At 43.6% G+C, this 16865-nt stretch carries 16 protein-coding genes; 10 read left to right on the top strand and 6 right to left on the bottom strand.

The features are described from left to right. The first annotated feature begins 222 nt into the window (after positions 1-222). From AC5JPO_RS05570 to AC5JPO_RS05555, 4 genes are all read left to right on the top strand, one after another. The gene (locus AC5JPO_RS05570) at positions 223-435 is read left to right on the top strand and encodes a cold-shock protein (RefSeq protein WP_057758834.1); all 213 of its coding nucleotides are present in this window, start codon (positions 223-225) and stop codon (positions 433-435) included. Positions 436-687: 252 nt separating this feature from the next. Further along, the gene (locus AC5JPO_RS05565) at positions 688-1260 is read left to right on the top strand and encodes a DUF421 domain-containing protein (protein ID WP_493853508.1); all 573 of its coding nucleotides are present in this window, start codon (positions 688-690) and stop codon (positions 1258-1260) included. Positions 1261-1705: 445 nt separating this feature from the next. After that, the gene (locus tag AC5JPO_RS05560) at positions 1706-2455 is read left to right on the top strand and encodes an electron transfer flavoprotein subunit beta/FixA family protein (RefSeq protein ID WP_493853507.1); all 750 of its coding nucleotides are present in this window, start codon (positions 1706-1708) and stop codon (positions 2453-2455) included. Positions 2456-2602: 147 nt separating this feature from the next. Continuing rightward, positions 2603-3535 (top strand): electron transfer flavoprotein subunit alpha/FixB family protein, encoded by a 933-nt coding sequence (locus tag AC5JPO_RS05555; protein ID WP_493853506.1) that lies wholly within the window; start codon positions 2603-2605, stop codon positions 3533-3535. A 206-nt stretch (positions 3536-3741) separates the two neighbouring features. On the opposite strand, the gene AC5JPO_RS05550 is transcribed toward AC5JPO_RS05555, so the two are convergent. Further along, on the bottom strand, positions 3742-4536 hold the full coding sequence (locus tag AC5JPO_RS05550; protein WP_493853505.1) for a TrmH family RNA methyltransferase: 795 nt from the start codon (positions 4534-4536) through the stop codon (positions 3742-3744). 105 nt (positions 4537-4641) lie between these two features. Next, positions 4642-5625, bottom strand: a complete 984-nt coding sequence (locus AC5JPO_RS05545; protein ID WP_493853504.1) for a class 1 fructose-bisphosphatase — start codon at positions 5623-5625, stop codon at positions 4642-4644. 387 nt (positions 5626-6012) lie between these two features. On the opposite strand from AC5JPO_RS05545, the gene AC5JPO_RS05540 reads away from it, so the two are divergent. The 3 genes from AC5JPO_RS05540 to AC5JPO_RS05530 are packed head-to-tail and all read left to right on the top strand — an operon-like array spanning position 6013 to position 8897. Further along, positions 6013-7086 carry an aspartate carbamoyltransferase catalytic subunit gene (locus AC5JPO_RS05540; protein WP_319052050.1) on the top strand — a complete coding sequence of 358 codons (1074 nt, stop codon included), beginning with the start codon at positions 6013-6015 and terminating at the stop codon, positions 7084-7086. 58 nt (positions 7087-7144) lie between these two features. Continuing rightward, positions 7145-8356, top strand: a complete 1212-nt coding sequence (locus AC5JPO_RS05535; RefSeq protein WP_493853503.1) for a dihydroorotase — start codon at positions 7145-7147, stop codon at positions 8354-8356. Then, on the top strand, positions 8349-8897 hold the full coding sequence (locus AC5JPO_RS05530) for a DUF2127 domain-containing protein (RefSeq protein ID WP_493853502.1): 549 nt from the start codon (positions 8349-8351) through the stop codon (positions 8895-8897). Before AC5JPO_RS05535 ends, AC5JPO_RS05530 begins: the two co-directional genes overlap by 8 nt. Positions 8898-8973: 76 nt before the next feature. Here the strand turns inward: AC5JPO_RS05530 and AC5JPO_RS05525 are convergent, their stop codons facing one another. The 3 genes from AC5JPO_RS05525 to AC5JPO_RS05515 all read right to left on the bottom strand — a co-directional run bounded on the left by AC5JPO_RS05525 (position 8974) and on the right by AC5JPO_RS05515 (position 13728). Further along, the gene (locus AC5JPO_RS05525) at positions 8974-10248 is read right to left on the bottom strand and encodes a cation:proton antiporter (protein WP_493853501.1); all 1275 of its coding nucleotides are present in this window, start codon (positions 10246-10248) and stop codon (positions 8974-8976) included. Between the two features lie 135 nt (positions 10249-10383). Then, on the bottom strand, positions 10384-12003 hold the full coding sequence (locus AC5JPO_RS05520) for a DUF2254 domain-containing protein (protein WP_493853500.1): 1620 nt from the start codon (positions 12001-12003) through the stop codon (positions 10384-10386). A 147-nt stretch (positions 12004-12150) separates the two neighbouring features. Continuing rightward, positions 12151-13728 (bottom strand): YihY family inner membrane protein, encoded by a 1578-nt coding sequence (locus tag AC5JPO_RS05515; protein ID WP_493853499.1) that lies wholly within the window; start codon positions 13726-13728, stop codon positions 12151-12153. A 271-nt stretch (positions 13729-13999) separates the two neighbouring features. Between AC5JPO_RS05515 and wrbA the strand changes: the two genes are divergently transcribed. Further along, complete coding sequence (gene wrbA / locus AC5JPO_RS05510) at positions 14000-14617, top strand: NAD(P)H:quinone oxidoreductase (RefSeq protein WP_493853498.1); 618 nt, start codon at positions 14000-14002, stop codon at positions 14615-14617. 127 nt (positions 14618-14744) lie between these two features. Then, positions 14745-15197 (top strand): hypothetical protein, encoded by a 453-nt coding sequence (locus AC5JPO_RS05505; protein WP_493853497.1) that lies wholly within the window; start codon positions 14745-14747, stop codon positions 15195-15197. 137 nt (positions 15198-15334) lie between these two features. On the opposite strand, the gene AC5JPO_RS05500 is transcribed toward AC5JPO_RS05505, so the two are convergent. Then, complete coding sequence (locus AC5JPO_RS05500; protein WP_493854013.1) at positions 15335-16090, bottom strand: DUF3108 domain-containing protein; 756 nt, start codon at positions 16088-16090, stop codon at positions 15335-15337. Between the two features lie 481 nt (positions 16091-16571). On the opposite strand from AC5JPO_RS05500, the gene groES reads away from it, so the two are divergent. Continuing rightward, positions 16572-16862, top strand: coding sequence for a co-chaperone GroES (groES, locus tag AC5JPO_RS05495; protein WP_493853496.1), 291 nt, complete (start codon positions 16572-16574; stop codon positions 16860-16862). The last annotated feature ends 3 nt before the right edge of the window (positions 16863-16865 follow it).

The following is a 16865-nucleotide window of genomic DNA, read 5'->3' as shown; positions in this document are numbered from 1 at the left end:
ATAGCTAAAATTTATTTACAAAAATTATTAATTTAGACTGTTACCCACATCGAAAACTGTTATAATCAGGCTGTACCCGAAATATTTTAGGTAAAAATTTTGAATTTTCTTTCAGATTATTTAAAGTTTTTACGATTGCATCAAGCAAAAAATACGCAGGTATATATCAATTAATCGGTGATGACACAAGTCTCGCCAACAGTTAAAGAGTCAGGAAAATTTATGTCAGATAAAGTTGAAGGCACTGTAAAGTGGTTTAATGAAGCTAAAGGTTTTGGTTTTATCGCTCAAGACAATGGCGGACAAGACGTATTTGCTCACTACAGCGCTATCCAAGGTAACGGTTTCAAAACTCTAGCCGAAGGCCAAAAAGTGTCTTTCATCTTAGGTGATGGCAAAAAAGGCCCACAAGCTGAGCAAATCGAAGCTATCTAATTTTATTCATTATTGAGTTGGCTTCCTAAGCAGACCTGATAACAGTAATATGACTAATATGCATTGATTACTTTGTTTGTCAAAACAATAAAAATACTGTATCGACTTTAAAGAAAAGCAACCTCTTATCAGGTTGCTTTTTTTGTATCATCATATTTATAGCAGAGCGATTTGTAAGAAATATCGTTGATATTTTCACAAGTATCATCAGTTCGTAATAGACACTGACTACACTAAAAATAAGGTTCTATGATGAAATGGGAAACTTGGCTTTCAATTGACTGGCAACAGATACTGGGTATTTCTATATCCGCAGTAGGTTTTTATTTGGGTCTGATGCTGTTTACACGCCTCATGGGTTTACGTAGCTTTTCTAAGCTATCAAGTCATGATTTTGCTATGACCATTGGTATTGGTAGTATATTAGCCTCTACCGTATTGTCTGATGAGCCCTCTCTGCTACAAGGGTTGTGCGCTGTTGCGGTGCTGTTCGTGATTCAAGGCGTGGTCTCAGTGGTAAGGCGTAAAATAAAGCCACTCAAAGCGCTAATAGACAATCAAGCTATCATATTGATGGCACATGGCGAGTATTTTCCAGATAATTTGCAAGAAGCTAACCTAAGTACGAGCGATGTCCAAGAAGTGCTACGTAAAAACGGTATCAAATCTAAAACTGAGGTATTTGCTGTCATAATGGAAACAACAGGGGATATGAGTGTTATCAAAAATAGTGAAGTAACTCCTGATCGGTCATTATTTGATGATATACGTGATAGTGAATTGCTGATTGGTTCTAATGTCAGCTCTAACGAAGATAACCAGTAACAAGTGCTGAGTCCCTATCTATTAACGCTAAAGAGATAAATAATAACAAAATGTTAAGTAAGGCTAGGGCTGAGAATGCTATAAAGGTATCAGTAATTACGACTGTCAATTAAAAAAATCGTGGAATAACGTGCTTATAGACCAATTATTTTAGAATGGTGACAAATTTATGACGCATTATTCACGGCGTTGTCTTGACCTTATCTGCATGCTGACGCAAGATACATAGGTCTGATAATAACGGTTGGCTTAGCTTTAGCAGATTTATCGATAAAGTACACATTGCTAATATGATTGTTGATATTGGCTTGTATTTCTTGAGTAATCACATTCTGTTGATGTAGTAATAACCTTGAGTAGTATTTTGAACGACAATTCGAACCACAACGAAAATTTGGTTCTTAACTGATATTTTTAATTCATAACATTAATAAACGAGGAACGTATGAAAGCATTAGTAGCGGTCAAGCGTGTCATTGATTATAACGTAAAAGTTCGTGTAAAAGCCGACAACTCTAGCGTTGACTTATCAAACACTAAAATGTCAATCAACCCTTTTGATGAAATCGCAGTAGAAGAAGCGGTTCGCCTAAAAGAAGCTGGCGTCATTGATGAGATCATTGTTGCTTCAATCGGTCCAAAAGAGTCACAAGAGCAGATTCGTGCAGCCTTAGCATTAGGTGCTGACCGTGGTGTATTGGTAGTAAGTGACGAAAAACCATATCCATTGCAAGTTGCTAAGATCTTAAAGAACATCGCTGAAACTGAAAGCACTGATATTATCTTGCTAGGTAAACAGGCGATTGATGATGACAACAACCAAACGGGTCAAATGCTAGCGGCATTGATGGGCATCGGTCAGGGTACGTTTGCATCAGAAGTGAAGGTTGAAGGCGATAAAGTAAACGTAACACGTGAAATCGATGGTGGCCTGCAAACAGTCGCACTTGATTTACCAGCGGTCATCACGACTGATTTACGTTTGAATGAGCCACGTTATGCTAAATTGCCTAACATCATGAAAGCGAAGAAAAAGCCACTTGATGAAAAAACGCCAGCGGATTTTGGTGTTGATATGGCATCTAAGCAAGAAATTATTAAAGTCGTGCCACCTGCTGAACGTAAAGCTGGTATTACAGTAGGGTCAGTTGATGAGTTGGTCGATAAGCTGAAAAACGAAGCAAAAGTCATTTAATATTTCAATGATTGGATGCTTTGTTACGGCATATCTTGTACAAGGCTATGGATCGAGCCGTTCTATATGAACTAATAGCCTCTCAAATAGCGTTGTACACAAACAACCGCATGAATAGATAACACGAATAAATAAAGGATTAAAACCATGGCAATTTTGGTATATGCAGAACACGACAATGCCAGTCTAAAAAAGGCAACTTTGAACACTATCGCTGCTGCTAAGCAAATGGGGGATGATATCCATGTGTTGGTTGCAGGTAGTGGCGCTCAAGCGGTGGCTGATGAAGCGGCTAAAGCAGAAGGCGTGACCAAAGTACTATTGGCTGACAACGCGGCTTATGAGCATCAACTAGCAGGCAACGTTGCGTTACTGGTTGCAGATATTGCTAGTGACTATAGCCATGTCTTGGCTGCTGCAACGACTACTGGCAAAAACTTTATGCCACGTACTGCAGCATTACTTGATGTTAGCATGTTGTCAGAGATCTCTGGTGTGGTAGACGCACAAACGTTTGAGCGTCCTATCTATGCAGGTAATGCAACAGCGACAGTAAAAACGACAGAAGACAAAGTCGTACTAACCGTACGTACCACTGCGTTTGACCCAGTGGCAAGCGAAGGCGGTTCAGCTACTGTTGAAACTATCGACAATGTACAAGAAACTGGTAAAGCAAGCTTTGTCAATGAAGAGATGGCTAAGTCTGACCGTCCAGAGTTAACGTCAGCTGGTATCGTAGTTTCTGGTGGTCGTGCACTAGCGAACGGTGAAAACTTCACTAAGTATATCGAGCCACTAGCAGACAAGCTAGGTGCTGCTGTTGGTGCATCACGTGCTGCTGTTGATGCAGGCTATGTACCAAACGATATGCAGGTTGGTCAAACAGGTAAAATCGTTGCACCGCAGCTATATATCGCCGCTGGTATCTCAGGCGCGATTCAGCATTTGGCTGGTATGAAGGACTCTAAAGTTATTGTTGCTATCAACAATGACCCAGAAGCCCCTATCGCTAGCGTTGCTGACTATTTCTTAGAAGCTGATTTGTTCGAAGCACTGCCTGAGCTAACCAGCAAGGTATAGTATATAGTCACAGAACTACTAAACGGCTACGGCGTTACCCTCCTTAGATGTACTACTTGTATAATCTGCAGTCGGCTGCCTTGTATCCGTTTTAGACTTCTTTGACTATATCAGTAGTAGACAGATAATAAAAAACCCACTATCAAGTGATAGTGGGTTTTTTCATGCTTGATAGATTGGGTTTTAATAGTAGTTATAAATAGACGCTAAGAGTATTGTCTTTGACGTAAGGTCTCATACAGACATAAAGACCCTGCAATGGCTACGTTTAAACTCTCTTGACCATTTGGCTGCGGTAGCGCTATAGGCGTCGCACATTGCATTAGATCGTCACTAACGCCTTGACCTTCATGACCCATAATCCAAGCCACAGGTGCAGATAAGTCGTGATCGTAAATGATAGTATCTGTATGTGAGCTAGTCGCCAATAGCGGTACCTGTACATAATCTAAAATATCTTGCGTACTTAAGCCCTCAAAAATAGTCAGTGCAAACTGTGCACCCATACCGGCTCGTAACGTCTTAGGAGACCAAGCCTGAGCTGTCGCACTGGTACATAGGATATTGCGAATACCAACGGCAGCCGCTGTGCGCAGTAGCGTACCGACATTTCCACTATCTTGTACATCATTTAAGATCAGGCAATCCTCATTGATCATCGGCAAGCTAGGCGTTGGCACCTTGATGATTGCCATAATATCGATGCCAGTACCTAAGCTACGTATGCTCTCATAGAGCGCGTCTGACAAAACAAGAATAGGCGTATAAGTGGGCAGGCGAGTGAGCACTTGCTGAACCTCAGGGTGGCTACGCGCTGACTCAGATAGTAAGATTTGAACAAAGGGATAGTCACTACGCAGTGCCGCATCTATCAAATGGACGCCCTCTATAACGGTCTGACCGTTCTTTTTGCGCTGGCGTGCTTGTGCTAATAGCGCTTTTACAAGCTTTACGGTTGTGTTCTTATCTGAGGTAATCAGCTCGGTGGGATTGTGTACCATAGTGGATCGCTTAGAGAAGAGTAAAGGAGTCGTTTGGACAACCAGCAAAAGGTCTATTTTTGATTTAGCAATCTGCTGGCTGTTTCTAACATGGGCGCAAACTAATTATTTTTCAGAGTAGTTTAGGTGCAAGTCTTTCACATAATTGACTTCGTTTTTGCTGCCGAGTACCACAGGGACACGCTGATGAATATCGGTCGGTTCAATGTCCAGGATACGATTGACAGCGTCTGTCGCACCGCCACCTGCGCGCTCTATTAATAGGCTCATTGGATTGGCTTCATACATCAAACGCAGCTTACCTGCTTTATGAGCGTATTTGGTATCAAACGGATAAGTGAAGAGACCACCGCGACACAAGATACGATGAACGTCACCAACCATAGCCGCGACCCAACGCGTATTGAAGTCGCGTCCGCGTACGCCAGTTTCACCTGCGATTAGCTCATCAATGTACTGTTGCATCGGCGCGCGCCAGTAGCGATAGTTAGAGCTATTGATAGCATATTCACTCGTATCGGCATCAATTTGAACATTGTCTTCTATCAGCACGTAGTCAGAAGTTTCTGGATCTAGGCTGAACATCACAACCTTGTCTGCGATGGTTAACGCCAGTACAGTAGAGGTGCCATACAATAGGTAACCTGCGGCTAGCTGCTTATTACCTGCTTGTAGGTAATCGCTGTTTTCGCTGGTTTGACCTTGACGCTCATAGGGCAGAACAGAAAAAATCGTACCCACTGCCATATTGATATCGATATTTGATGAACCATCTAATGGGTCAAAGAGTACCAATAGGCTGCCATCGTTGTTGGAAGGGGTAGCGTCATCGAGTTCTTCTGATGCAACGCCTGCACAATGTGAATTACTTGCTAACGCCTCTAGTAATAAGTCATTGGACAGTACATCGAGTTTTTTCTGGTCTTCACCTTGAACGTTTTGGTTGCCAGCTTCGCCTAAAATATCTGCTAGAGCACCTTTTCTGAGTAGCTGCGAAATTGTCTTACCGACATCAGTGACGGTGGTAATAACATCATTGAGCGCAGTGTTGGTAGCATTTTCGTTGAGATAGTCTGCTAAGGTCGTCATAAGGCTTCCTAATAAATGGTATGGAAAGTAAAAGAACGGATAGGTGTCAAAGTAAAGAAGTAGGTGGCATTTAGCACACCTGAAATAGGTAAATTCTTAAATAGCTAATACGGCATCTTTGTCCCGACCACAAAATCGGCTACACTATATCTATTGTTATTCATTTATAGTTTTGTCAGACTTGTTCTCTATGAGAATGCAGTATGTCTGCTTATGCTTTCTGATTGTCTGCTGATGCCGTTTTGGTCACATTCGATTACGGTAAATTGTAGCAAATAAGCATCAAAATGTCCTTTGTATCTATGCTTATCAGTGATAAATGATCGAACAAAGATAAATAAGTGATTGCTATAGACTCATATAAACCCACAATGAAGACTTGTCATTATGTCAAATTCTATCGATAGTAGCGCTACACAAGCAGTTTCGCCAACTGATTATGCAAAATTTGATCCTAATACCATTCATCATAGACTCAATACCTCACTGAGCCGTCCGCAGCTGAATACTGATGGCAGTATCCGGCATTTCTTAGGTGTGGAAGGTCTCAATAAAGCGCAGCTCAAAGCAATCATCGCTAAAGCAGAGACTTTCTTTGATGATAATGGTCAATTAATCAACCGTCCTGAGTTGGATGGCTATACCGTAATGAATTTGTTCTTTGAGCCATCGACTCGTACGCGAACGACGTTTGAAGTGGCAGAAAAGCGATTGGGCGCCAATGTACTTAATATCGATATCGAACGCTCCAGTACGAAGAAAGGCGAAAGTCTACGCGATACGCTATGGAACCTACAGGCAATGACCGCAGATATCTTTGTGGTACGTCATTCAGCTTCGGGTGCTGCGCATTTCATGGCGACAGAAGTCACCCCTGATATCGCGATCATCAATGGCGGTGATGGCTGGCACGCGCATCCTACCCAAGGGATGCTTGATATGTTGACCATCCACCGTGAGGCACCGCGTCCATTTGAAGCGCTGTCTATCGCAATCGTTGGTGATATCAAGCACTCACGCGTGGCACGCTCTGATATCAGTGCACTGCAAACGCTAGGTGTGACAGATATCCGTGTTTGTGCGCCGCGTACGTTACTGCCCAAAGGTATCGAGCGTTTTGGTGTAACCGTGTATGAAAGTATGGATGAGTGCGTCACGGACTGTGACGTCATTATGGGATTAAGAATACAAAATGAGCGTATCGGCTCACCGCTTTTGGCATCATCCAATGAGTATTACAAGCATTATGGTATTACGCCAGAACGAGTCGCTCTCGCCAAGCCTGATGCATTAGTCATGCATCCAGGTCCAATGAACCGAGGCGTTGAGATTGCTTCTAGCGTGGCAGATGGCGCACAATCTGTCATCTTAAAGCAGGTAAACAATGGTATTGCCATACGTATGGCAGTCTTATCGCTTGCGATGGAAGGCCAGCGCGCTCACCAAGCGGCTGGTAAGTAATAGCCCGCTGCGCGACTTATTCTCATTTATTTCATTTTATTGATACGGTAATAACGTTATGTCTACCATGCTTAATACTGATGCACCTATCCTTGACCATTTACCAGCAGCATTCAGAGATGCGCTACCACAATCTGTAATAAACAAGCTATCTACTCTCGAGGCTGGGCAAGAAAAATGGCTACTACCGCCTTTGGTAGATTTATGTGCTCGTTTACGTGAGCCAGGTCAGCAGCAACACGGCACGCTAAAATCAGAAGGCAGCGCTGCTCGTGGTAATGGGTTCTTGCATGTCGTTATCCCACCAGACACCAATCCTATTTTAGAAAACGGTTCACTCTTAAAGGGTTTGCGTGAGCGTGCGCTTGGCGATGGTGGCATTCACTTACATATTTTGGGTGCGCTGACTGCAGGTTTAGAGGGCGAGCGTCCTTCTAATATAGCAGGGCTAAAAAAAGGCGGCTGTATAGCTGTGTCTAATGCTCGCAGACCGTTTCGCAATGATTTGGTGCTATTACGTACCCTAGAATATGCAGCGACCTTTGGTATGAAGGTATTCTTTTATCCTGATGAGGCAAGCCTGTCTGGAGACGGGGTTGCTCATGAGGGCTATATTGCTTCTTATCATGGTCTACAAGGGATTCCTTGGATTGCTGAAACCGTTGCCTTATCTACGCAGCTGCTCATGGTTGAAGAGACTGGAATCGCCGCTCACTTTAGTCAGCTATCATGCAAGTCCTCTATCGAGCTTATGCGCTGGGCAAAAGACAAGGGTCTACCTGTTACGTGTGATGTTGCGATGCATCAGCTGTACTTAACCGATGACAATCTTGAAGGCTTTAATGCACAAGCTTACGTGTTGCCACCATTACGTAGTAATACCGACCAGCAAGCTATCCGCCGTGGACTAAAAGATGGCACTATCGATGCGATCTGTAGTCATCATGAGCCGTTGAACAGTACGGCAAAAAAAGCGCCGTTTGCTGAGAGTACGCCTGGTATCTCAAACTTTGATACTTTTATGGCGCTGGCGTGTCAGTTGGTACATGATGAGGTCTTAACACTCGCACAATTAGTCGATAAGATCTGTCTCAATCCTGCAAAAATCGCTGGCATCAGTGATCAGTACGAAGCCATTGGTGGCGCTGTACTGGTTGATCCAACTATCGAGTGGCAAGTGACCGCACAATCTATGTTATCAAATGGCAAGAACACGCCATTCTTTAATCAGCAATTGCAAGGCCGAGTCGTGGAGACGTTCTTTGGCTAATTGGTCCCGACAGGATGACAGTTTGCCGCCATCCTCGAAGGGCAAAGAGGTTGACGTTGACGACCATCAAGACAAACCACGCAGCACTGCCAGTGAGTCCATCAAAGCGGTAGCGGTTTATGAAGTGGTTAAAGGCGTTGGTGCGATATTGGGGGCGGGCGCTCTGTGGTCATGGCATACGGATCTCGACCATTGGTTAAAGACTGCCACATCTTCTTGGGAGCAAACCTTTGGTCAGCTGCTTGCACCGCAAATCGATAGCGTGGTACGTATTGCTCAACAGGCGAGCAAAAACTGGTCATTATTCCTATTACTGATATTTGCATATGCCAGCCTGCGTTTTCTTGAAGCTTATGGCTTATGGCATGACAAGACATGGGCGTATTGGTTTGGCGTGCTGGGCTACGGCATATTTATTCCTATAGAAGTCTACTATCTGATTATTAGCCCATTTGATTGGTTTAAGCTTGGTATACTTATCTTTAATCTAATCATTATTATGGTGGTATACCGTAGTATGAAACAAAAAGGTCTGATATAACCCTTGTACGTACGTAAAAAAGCCCGCGTAAGAGGCAGCTCTTGCGCTAGCTTTTCTATGCTACTGCACTTAAAGATTATACGTCTATGGTTTTGTCCTCTGTGCGAATGCTTTTTGCAACTTTGCCGACGCTGAGGCCTTGTACCAGGATAGAAAATATCACGACGGCATAAGTAAGGGCCAATAAGATATCGCGCTCTGTACCAGTGGGCAGTTGTAGGACTAACGCGACAGAAATACCACCGCGCAGTCCGCCCCATGTCAGCACTTTCCAAGCACCAGTAGGCAGGTCCAATTGACGATGAAAAGTTTTGGTCGTCATACCCACCACAATGAACCGAGCAATCAGAGCAATCAAAATGGTCAAGCCCGCCGCAATAAATAAATTGCCAGAATAAGCTATCATCACTACTTCTAGCCCGATGAGTACAAACAAAATCGCGTTTAAAATCTCATCGATTAATTCCCAAAATAGGTCAATGTAGTGACGCGTCTGATCACTCATTGCAAGCTCCCGCCCGCGATTACCAACCATCAATCCCATCATAACCATAGCGAGCGGTCCTGACAAATGCCAGTGGCTGGCAAGCGCATAGCCGCCAATGACACCAGCTAAAGTCAATAGCACCTCTTCTTGATAGCTATCTATACTCTTGAGTAAATAGTATAAAATTGCGCCAAGGACCAAGCCAAAGACCACACCGCCGCCAGCCTCGACAGCTAGCGTATGTGCCACATAGTTGGCAGTTGGGATATCACCACTGGATAGGATACCAAGCAGCAAGACAAAAATGACCACGCCGATACCATCGTTGAACAACGATTCACCAGCGATGACAGTCTCGATGCTTTTTGGCGCACCAGCTGATGAAAGAATGCCCATCACGGCAATAGGGTCGGTAGGCGATATTAGCGCACCAAATAATAAGCACCACAGAAACGGCAAACCAAAACCAAATAATGGCAGCATAAAGTAGATTGCCGTAGCAATCAGCAGCGCTGATACAATAGTGCCAATACCAGCTAATATGCCAATAGGTAGTTTGTAGCGTCTAAGGTCATTAATATTGACATGTAATGCGCCTGCAAATAGCAACATCGAGAGCATACCGTCTAACAGTACTTCGGTAAAATCAAGCTGCTCTAACAGACTGACTTCATAATCAATCAGCTGATCGAACCCCAAGAACCCCAAAAATATCGCGCCGATAGACAATAATATAGAAATGACCATCACACCGATGGTGGTGGGTAAACCAATAAAACGGTGATTGATATAAGTCAGTGATGCAGTAATTGATAAAAATATGGCGCTGATTTCAAGTATGGTCAAGCTGGTTGCAGATGCCATAAAGCAGGTCTCGTATGTATATAAAATTTACCCTAAGCCAAAGACTTATAAGTGCTACGTAACTGTTGTTCTGTCATCTATCAATATTGGCGCACCAAGTCAGCCAGTACTCTATTTCATTGACTGGCCATACACTCAGCTTGACTGCGATTCTAATGCTTGGCGGATATTGATAGCAAACTCGCTGACGTAATCAAAGTGTTGATGCCGAGCATCCTCATTGAGAATAAACTGCTCGGCCTGATCACACATAGCGACTAGATCATCTATCAACTCTTGATAGCTCAAATTTTCTTCACCAGCTCGTTTCACCAGTTTTAGCTCATGCAGTAGCGTCTGCTGCTGTGCACTGTTCACCCGTGCATAGTTCAGATTGACCATGGCTCGACACAGTGCTTTTAACACCATTAAGTCAGCCGCCGCATAACGGCGTATTTCACCAAGCGACACATTGATAAAATCAGATATTTTGGGTGTATGTGTGACTAGCGCGAGTATGGCCAGTCGCTTTTGTTTGACTGCGTTTTCAGAACCATTACTCTCTGGGTGTGGTATATAAAAATGATAAGGACTTGGCGGTTGGCGCCGCATCATAATACTTAAGCAGCTGGTCAGAGACTGGACGCAGTTGACGGCTGTCTTTGGATCATTGATACCAGGAGACAGTGCTCGTACAGCGATTTCAGTCATTTGACCCAAGCTGTAGGCGATGTCATCAGAATGCGCCAGTCGTTGTTCGATTCGCACGCAGCCTGCAAAGCGTTGCCAAAACATACCGTCAGGTGACCGCGGTATCATAGCCAGATGCGCGGTGGCGGTCTTCTGTTGATTGTACGGATGGTCTGCTGGACGCTGATAAAAGTACCCAATGACGTTTTTGTCAGTAATATACTCGCCAAGATTGACATGCATCTGTACCACACCGCCATAATCTTGCGACAGTGCTATTAGTGACTCAAGATAGATCTGCTGCAAATAGCCTGAGCGTGGTGAGTAGATGGGCATGGCAGGCCAATTGTGAAATTGTTCGACATCATGATGTTCAGCATCACGCTGATGTTGGATATCACACTGATCGGTGTACCAATAGTAAATGTTGGTCAAAGCATCATTACTGGCGTTTTGAATAACGTGAGATGCCTGAATGGCATGTACCATATGCTGTACAAAATAAACCAACAACAGCGCACAAACAATAGCCATGATAATGGCAAAGGTGACGGCTAATTGCGGTACACCAAAAGACACATCGTACTTATGAATAGATTTTAGGACGAGTAAGCTGTAGCTAAACGTGCCGATAAAGGCGCCAAGGACAAACTGGTTTGGCGTATCTGTCAAAAAGTTACGTAATAACCTAGGACCAAACTGTGATGAGGCCATAGACAGTACAGCAATCGTAATCGAAAACGTCGTGCCAGCCACACCTAATACCGCACCAGCAATAGCGGTCATGATGGCACGTGCTGCATCGTCATCACCTGTAAACGCAAAAGAGATCTCTCGAACCCTTTCACGATCAAAGTGCTGATCTATCGTCACTAATAAAGGCGCAAGTAAAATGCCGACAATCACACAAGCGGTTGGGATAAACCAATAAGATCCAATAAGCTGCTGCCACAAGTTTCTTAAGCGGTCAGGCAGGTCGGTAAGTGTCTGTAGCGACCATAACTGAGTAAACTGTTTGAGTTTGTTTTGACCGGTACTGATAGTACGGATCCACATGCTTGTGTCATCGTCTTTGTGCGCTGCCATATACTTAAAGTATCCAAAAATAATAGTAAAGTGGCTTGTTGTCGCAGAGTTGTCAGAACATCTCGCTACAAGCTTTTGGGTTCAAATGCTCTTAGATTCGAGCGCCCTTAAATTCAAGTGCCCTTAAATTCAGTGCTCGTTGATGGGTTACGAGTTTGCTTTTGGGTTATCAGCCTCAGTGATAACAGCATGCTTATAGCCACGTCTGTTTGATTCCGTCTTATCCGAGTGCTCAGTAGAGCCTATGGGAATAACGGCTTCATTATTGTGATCATCGTAATCAACATTGCTGTCTTTGTCATAGGCAATAGGGTCGAAATGCGGTGACGCTTCACCGTTTATGTTAGTCGAATGGACTCTATTTGTATTGTTTTTATCCAGGTCGTTTTGTGTTAAAGCAGCATCTGCTGCCGCCGTTTTTCTAAATAATTTAGCATGACTTCTTTTATTGCCAGAAGCAGATTTTTTGCGCGGTTCACTATTGGCAAAAATAGCATTTAGCGGTAGATGCAGTTGCTGCTTGGCATAGGCTTCGGTATGCTCAAAGCGACCTACTAATAGGCTGAGCCAAGGTTTCTGGTCCTCTAACTTCATCTCGTCAAGCTCGTCTTTGATCGGCAGCGGATAGGGTAGCGTACGATAAAAATCCCATAACGTCATTGCGCTCAAGTCTTTTTTGAGTACATAGTCATCGTCTTCTGTCATGGTGATGAGATTACTGTCTTGTAGATAATTAATATAGGTATACCATTTAGGAAGCTCTTTTCGCCCCAGTACATTGCGCAGCGCTTGTTCGCTAACCGCTTCGCCTTTTAGGTGATGGGTGTATACCAAGTTCAGCATGTCCAGCAAGCTAAGTAATGGATGGCGAGGGTAGACCTCCTCTGTCTCAAAAATAGTCAAGGTATAACTGATCTCAACGCCTAGCAAGATAAGGTTCCACGACAGAAATATCCATAGTAAGAATATAGGAAGCGCTGCAAATGCTCCATAAATCGCCTCGTAGCTGGTAAAGTTGGCCATTACAGTACCAAACAGATGTTTCATTAGCTCAAAAACGATGGCGACAAATACACCAGAAATCGCCGCATTTTTTATAGGTACGCGTGCTTTCGGTATGAACCAGTACATGCCGATAAAGCCTGCAACAGTGATACCAATCGATACAGCCTGTACCCAAAATCCCCAATCAATACCGTAACCTGCGATTTGTCGATTGAGAAAACTCAGACTTTGAACGGTACTAGAGGCAATAAAAGCTGTGCCTAATACTAACGGTCCTAGGGTTACGATCGTCCAATAGCGCATCATACTTTTGAGACCCCCTGAACGGTTTTCTACCCGCCAGATTTGGTTAAAAGCGCGCTCAATAGTGGTCAGCGTCAGAATGGTCGTCAAAAACAAAATCATGGCACCGATGATGGTCAGGTTGGATGATTTTTCGGCGAAGTCATTAATATACTCACTAACTTGCAGGCTAGACTGTGGTAATAGATTGCTATAAATCACCTCATATATCTGTGCTCTCACTGAGGCGAGCGCTGGTACGGACGATAGAATCATCAATAATACCGTTAATACAGGCACAATCGACAGCATGGTGGTATAGGTGAGCGATGCTGCTTTTTGCTGACAGTTGTCTTCAAAAAAATGTCGAACCAAAAATCGCAAAAACTGAAACCAGCGTTGCTGCAAAAATGGGATTTTCTGTGATAGTTTTTCCATGTCGACCAGTTAGCAAAAGTAAGAGTGACAATAGTGTAACAAACATGCGCGGTCATCATCTGCGGTTTAATTGTGTCAAAATGCACAGAGCACACCAATAGAGCACGGCATTCGCTATAATAAGAACTAGGGTTGTTTGCATGTCAGTGAATGACTCGGGCATAATGTGCCCATATTCCACAGTGCTATAATACAGACGTTTTGGCAGTATCAATCTGCTGATAGTGGTTATAAATGATAACGTTAATAATTTTATAAGGAAGTGTTGCCAATGAGTCAGACCGACCCTTATGTTTTAGTGCTTTATTATTCTAATTACGGTACGACCAAGACATTGGCATATGCTATCGCTCAAGGGATCGAGGATGCTGGCATGACTGCTCGTATCCGCACCGTACCGACAGTTGCGCCTGAGACGACGTCGAGCAAGCCTGCGATACCTGATGAAGGCGACCTATACTGTACGATGGATGACCTAAAAGACTGTAGCGGTTTGGCGCTCGGTAGCCCAACGCATTTTGGCAATATGGCAGCGCCCATGAAATACTTTTGGGACAATACCGTAACGCTTTGGTTAGCAGGAAACCTACAAAATAAGCCAGCGTCCGTATTTACCGCGACAGGCTCTATGCATGGTGGTCAAGAGACCACATTGCTGACAATGATGTTACCATTGATGCATCACGGTATGATGATTGTGGGCGTCCCTTATGCTGAACCTGCGCTGAATCGTACTGATCGCGGTGGTACGCCTTATGGTGCCAGTCATGTCAGCGGCGCCTCTCATGATCAGCCAATATCGGCTGATGAGCGTGAGCTCGGGGTTGCACAGGGTCACCGTTTGGCAATTACAGCTACTGCTTTAGCACAGGCGAACTGGGGTCGTTAACCGACTCTTTATAGTTTGTACTGTCATTTATTTACTGTCATGCAGCGCTTATATAAGAATTGCATGATTAGCGACTTATTGTTAGGCGCTGATAGCCAAATATTAATCTAGGAAATACATACCTCTAATGGCCACAAACCGTTCTGACAGTAAGACCCTAAAAGCTACCAAGCCTATTGCACCTATTGCAAAGCGCTTGACGATTACTTGGTTGATATGGCTTGTTTATAGAATGATTGGATTACCTGTCTTCATCAGTGTGTTCAATCCAAGTAGTCCTGACATCATTGGCGGTATTGCTTGGCAAGCGTTATGGCTTGTGCCCGCATTTATTTTGACACCATGGATACTGCGTGGACGCTCGCCTTATGCCTTACTGATAGGCAGTATGTTTACGCTTGTCTATCTGGGCGCAAGTGGGGTGGTGCTGTTCACTCGTATATACGGCAGTAGCTGGGCTGAGATTGTTGTCTATTTGACTGATTTTGTCTTATTGTTTGGTATCAATGTCTGGTTGTTCATTTTGCTAAAACGTTTACCGTCAATGAATAATGTCGTCAAACAGCCGCGCTCTCGCTAGTATTTCTACATTATCCAAGAGCCTTTATTTATCATGAATAGGTTTCATTGAGACACAGACTTGAAACAAAAAAAGCGGCATCCTATTTAGGATGCCGCTTTTTTAATACGATAAAGCGATTCTTGTGCTTACTGGTATTAGTTGACTTTGGTCAACTCTAAATCCATTTTTTTACCATCATTGATCTGACTGACCTTGATAGGTAAGTAGTCTAAGCTAGGAGCTAACCAAAAACTGGTAGAACGGCTGTCGTCATCGTGGACGCGGTCAACACGCACGGTATCGAAGGTGCCAGCTGGTACGGTAATCTTGGTATTGCCTGATTTTTTAAATGGTGTCTTTTCAACTTTGTTTTTCTTTGCCATGTAGTAATTACCAGAGAACTTACCATTTAATAGGTCTTGGCGAATTTGTACCTCAAGACTCAAGTCATCAAAGGCTTGCTGCGACATATTCATGGTCGTGGTTTTGCCTTTATAGTTGCTAGTGACTTTCTTTGCGCTTGAGTTAAAGTCCAGCTTATGTGTACGACCAAGACCTAGTAGCTTATAAGTAGTGCTCGCCTGCGTAGGACTGACGTTATTACCATTGATCGTAAAGGTACTGTTTTGCGAAGCACTAGCCACCCCAGCGACGCGTGCCTTTACGTTGTATTTCCACGTGCTACCGGACTTACTTAGCGTACGAGTCGCCGATCCCTTGTATTTGTCTTCAACCGTAAAGCTATAATCGGCAGTCGATGGCTGAACGGTCTTTGCGCTGGCAAGCGTGGGTGCGGTCATACTTAAGGCTCCAATGGTAGAAATACTGATACCTGTCATTAAGGCAGATACAAACGTAGATGGTTTGCGTGTCGTACTATTAGACTCGTTGTGCAGTGATTTTTTGTGCATTAACGTCAAACTCATAGATACCTCTTTAGTAATATATTACTGAACTGATATGATGCTGATATAGCAGCATTTATCGATCATTCTTATTATGCTCACACCGCTTATAATGGTCATACTCTGTTACATTTTCAAGAGTTACAGTCGACTGACGCGTGTAGTGCTTGTAGCGAATGTTGCTATAGACAGGAATAATTTGATAAGGCGTAACGTGCTGTAAAGCCAGCAATAGAGGATAAATAAAACACATGGTCTCTACTAGGCTCCATTTCTCTTGAGTGCCATTAACAACCAGCAGAATAATCTTGTAAATTTTTGGGCTTTACACTTGAAGCCAACCTATCTTGCCCCCACTTTTTGTTACAAGCTCAAAGCGTATCTTTAGATTGCTGTTATTGAATGGCGACTCTTATAGATACTGGTATTGAGACTATTAATTCAAATAAACCCTTTATTCAAACAACTAATTTTTGGAGTCATATCGATGAACATTCGTCCTTTACATGACCGTATCGTCGTCCGCCGCATAGAAGAAGAGACAAAAACTGCGGGTGGTATCTTATTGCCGGGTTCTGCACAAGAAAAGCCTTCACAAGGTGAAGTGATTGCTGTTGGTAATGGTCAAGTTCGTGACAACGGCGAAACTCGTGTGTTAGACGTAAAAGCTGGTGATAAAGTATTGTTCGGTCAGTATGCTGGTCAAACGGTAAAAGTTGACGGCGAAGAATTATTGATCATGAAAGAGTCTGACGTATTAGGTGTGCTAGAAGGTTAATCC

This window comes from Psychrobacter sp. H25, from assembly GCF_059076335.1.
This window is presented reverse-complemented; position numbering and strand designations above follow the sequence as displayed.

What these genes read in the sequence shown, in the direction of transcription:
- AC5JPO_RS05570 (WP_057758834.1), top strand. Translation starts at nt 223, where the DNA reads ATGTCAGATAAAGTTGAAGGCACTGTAAAGTGGTTTAATGAAGCTAAA.
- AC5JPO_RS05565 (WP_493853508.1), top strand. Translation starts at nt 688, where the DNA reads ATGAAATGGGAAACTTGGCTTTCAATTGACTGGCAACAGATACTGGGT.
- AC5JPO_RS05560 (WP_493853507.1), top strand. Translation starts at nt 1,706, where the DNA reads ATGAAAGCATTAGTAGCGGTCAAGCGTGTCATTGATTATAACGTAAAA.
- AC5JPO_RS05555 (WP_493853506.1), top strand. Translation starts at nt 2,603, where the DNA reads ATGGCAATTTTGGTATATGCAGAACACGACAATGCCAGTCTAAAAAAG.
- AC5JPO_RS05550 (WP_493853505.1), bottom strand. Translation starts at nt 4,536, where the DNA reads ATGGTACACAATCCCACCGAGCTGATTACCTCAGATAAGAACACAACC.
- AC5JPO_RS05545 (WP_493853504.1), bottom strand. Translation starts at nt 5,625, where the DNA reads ATGACGACCTTAGCAGACTATCTCAACGAAAATGCTACCAACACTGCG.
- AC5JPO_RS05540 (WP_319052050.1), top strand. Translation starts at nt 6,013, where the DNA reads ATGTCAAATTCTATCGATAGTAGCGCTACACAAGCAGTTTCGCCAACT.
- AC5JPO_RS05535 (WP_493853503.1), top strand. Translation starts at nt 7,145, where the DNA reads ATGTCTACCATGCTTAATACTGATGCACCTATCCTTGACCATTTACCA.
- AC5JPO_RS05525 (WP_493853501.1), bottom strand. Translation starts at nt 10,248, where the DNA reads ATGGCATCTGCAACCAGCTTGACCATACTTGAAATCAGCGCCATATTT.
- AC5JPO_RS05520 (WP_493853500.1), bottom strand. Translation starts at nt 12,003, where the DNA reads ATGGCAGCGCACAAAGACGATGACACAAGCATGTGGATCCGTACTATC.
- AC5JPO_RS05515 (WP_493853499.1), bottom strand. Translation starts at nt 13,728, where the DNA reads ATGGAAAAACTATCACAGAAAATCCCATTTTTGCAGCAACGCTGGTTT.
- wrbA (WP_493853498.1), top strand. Translation starts at nt 14,000, where the DNA reads ATGAGTCAGACCGACCCTTATGTTTTAGTGCTTTATTATTCTAATTAC.
- AC5JPO_RS05505 (WP_493853497.1), top strand. Translation starts at nt 14,745, where the DNA reads ATGGCCACAAACCGTTCTGACAGTAAGACCCTAAAAGCTACCAAGCCT.
- AC5JPO_RS05500 (WP_493854013.1), bottom strand. Translation starts at nt 16,090, where the DNA reads ATGCACAAAAAATCACTGCACAACGAGTCTAATAGTACGACACGCAAA.
- groES (WP_493853496.1), top strand. Translation starts at nt 16,572, where the DNA reads ATGAACATTCGTCCTTTACATGACCGTATCGTCGTCCGCCGCATAGAA.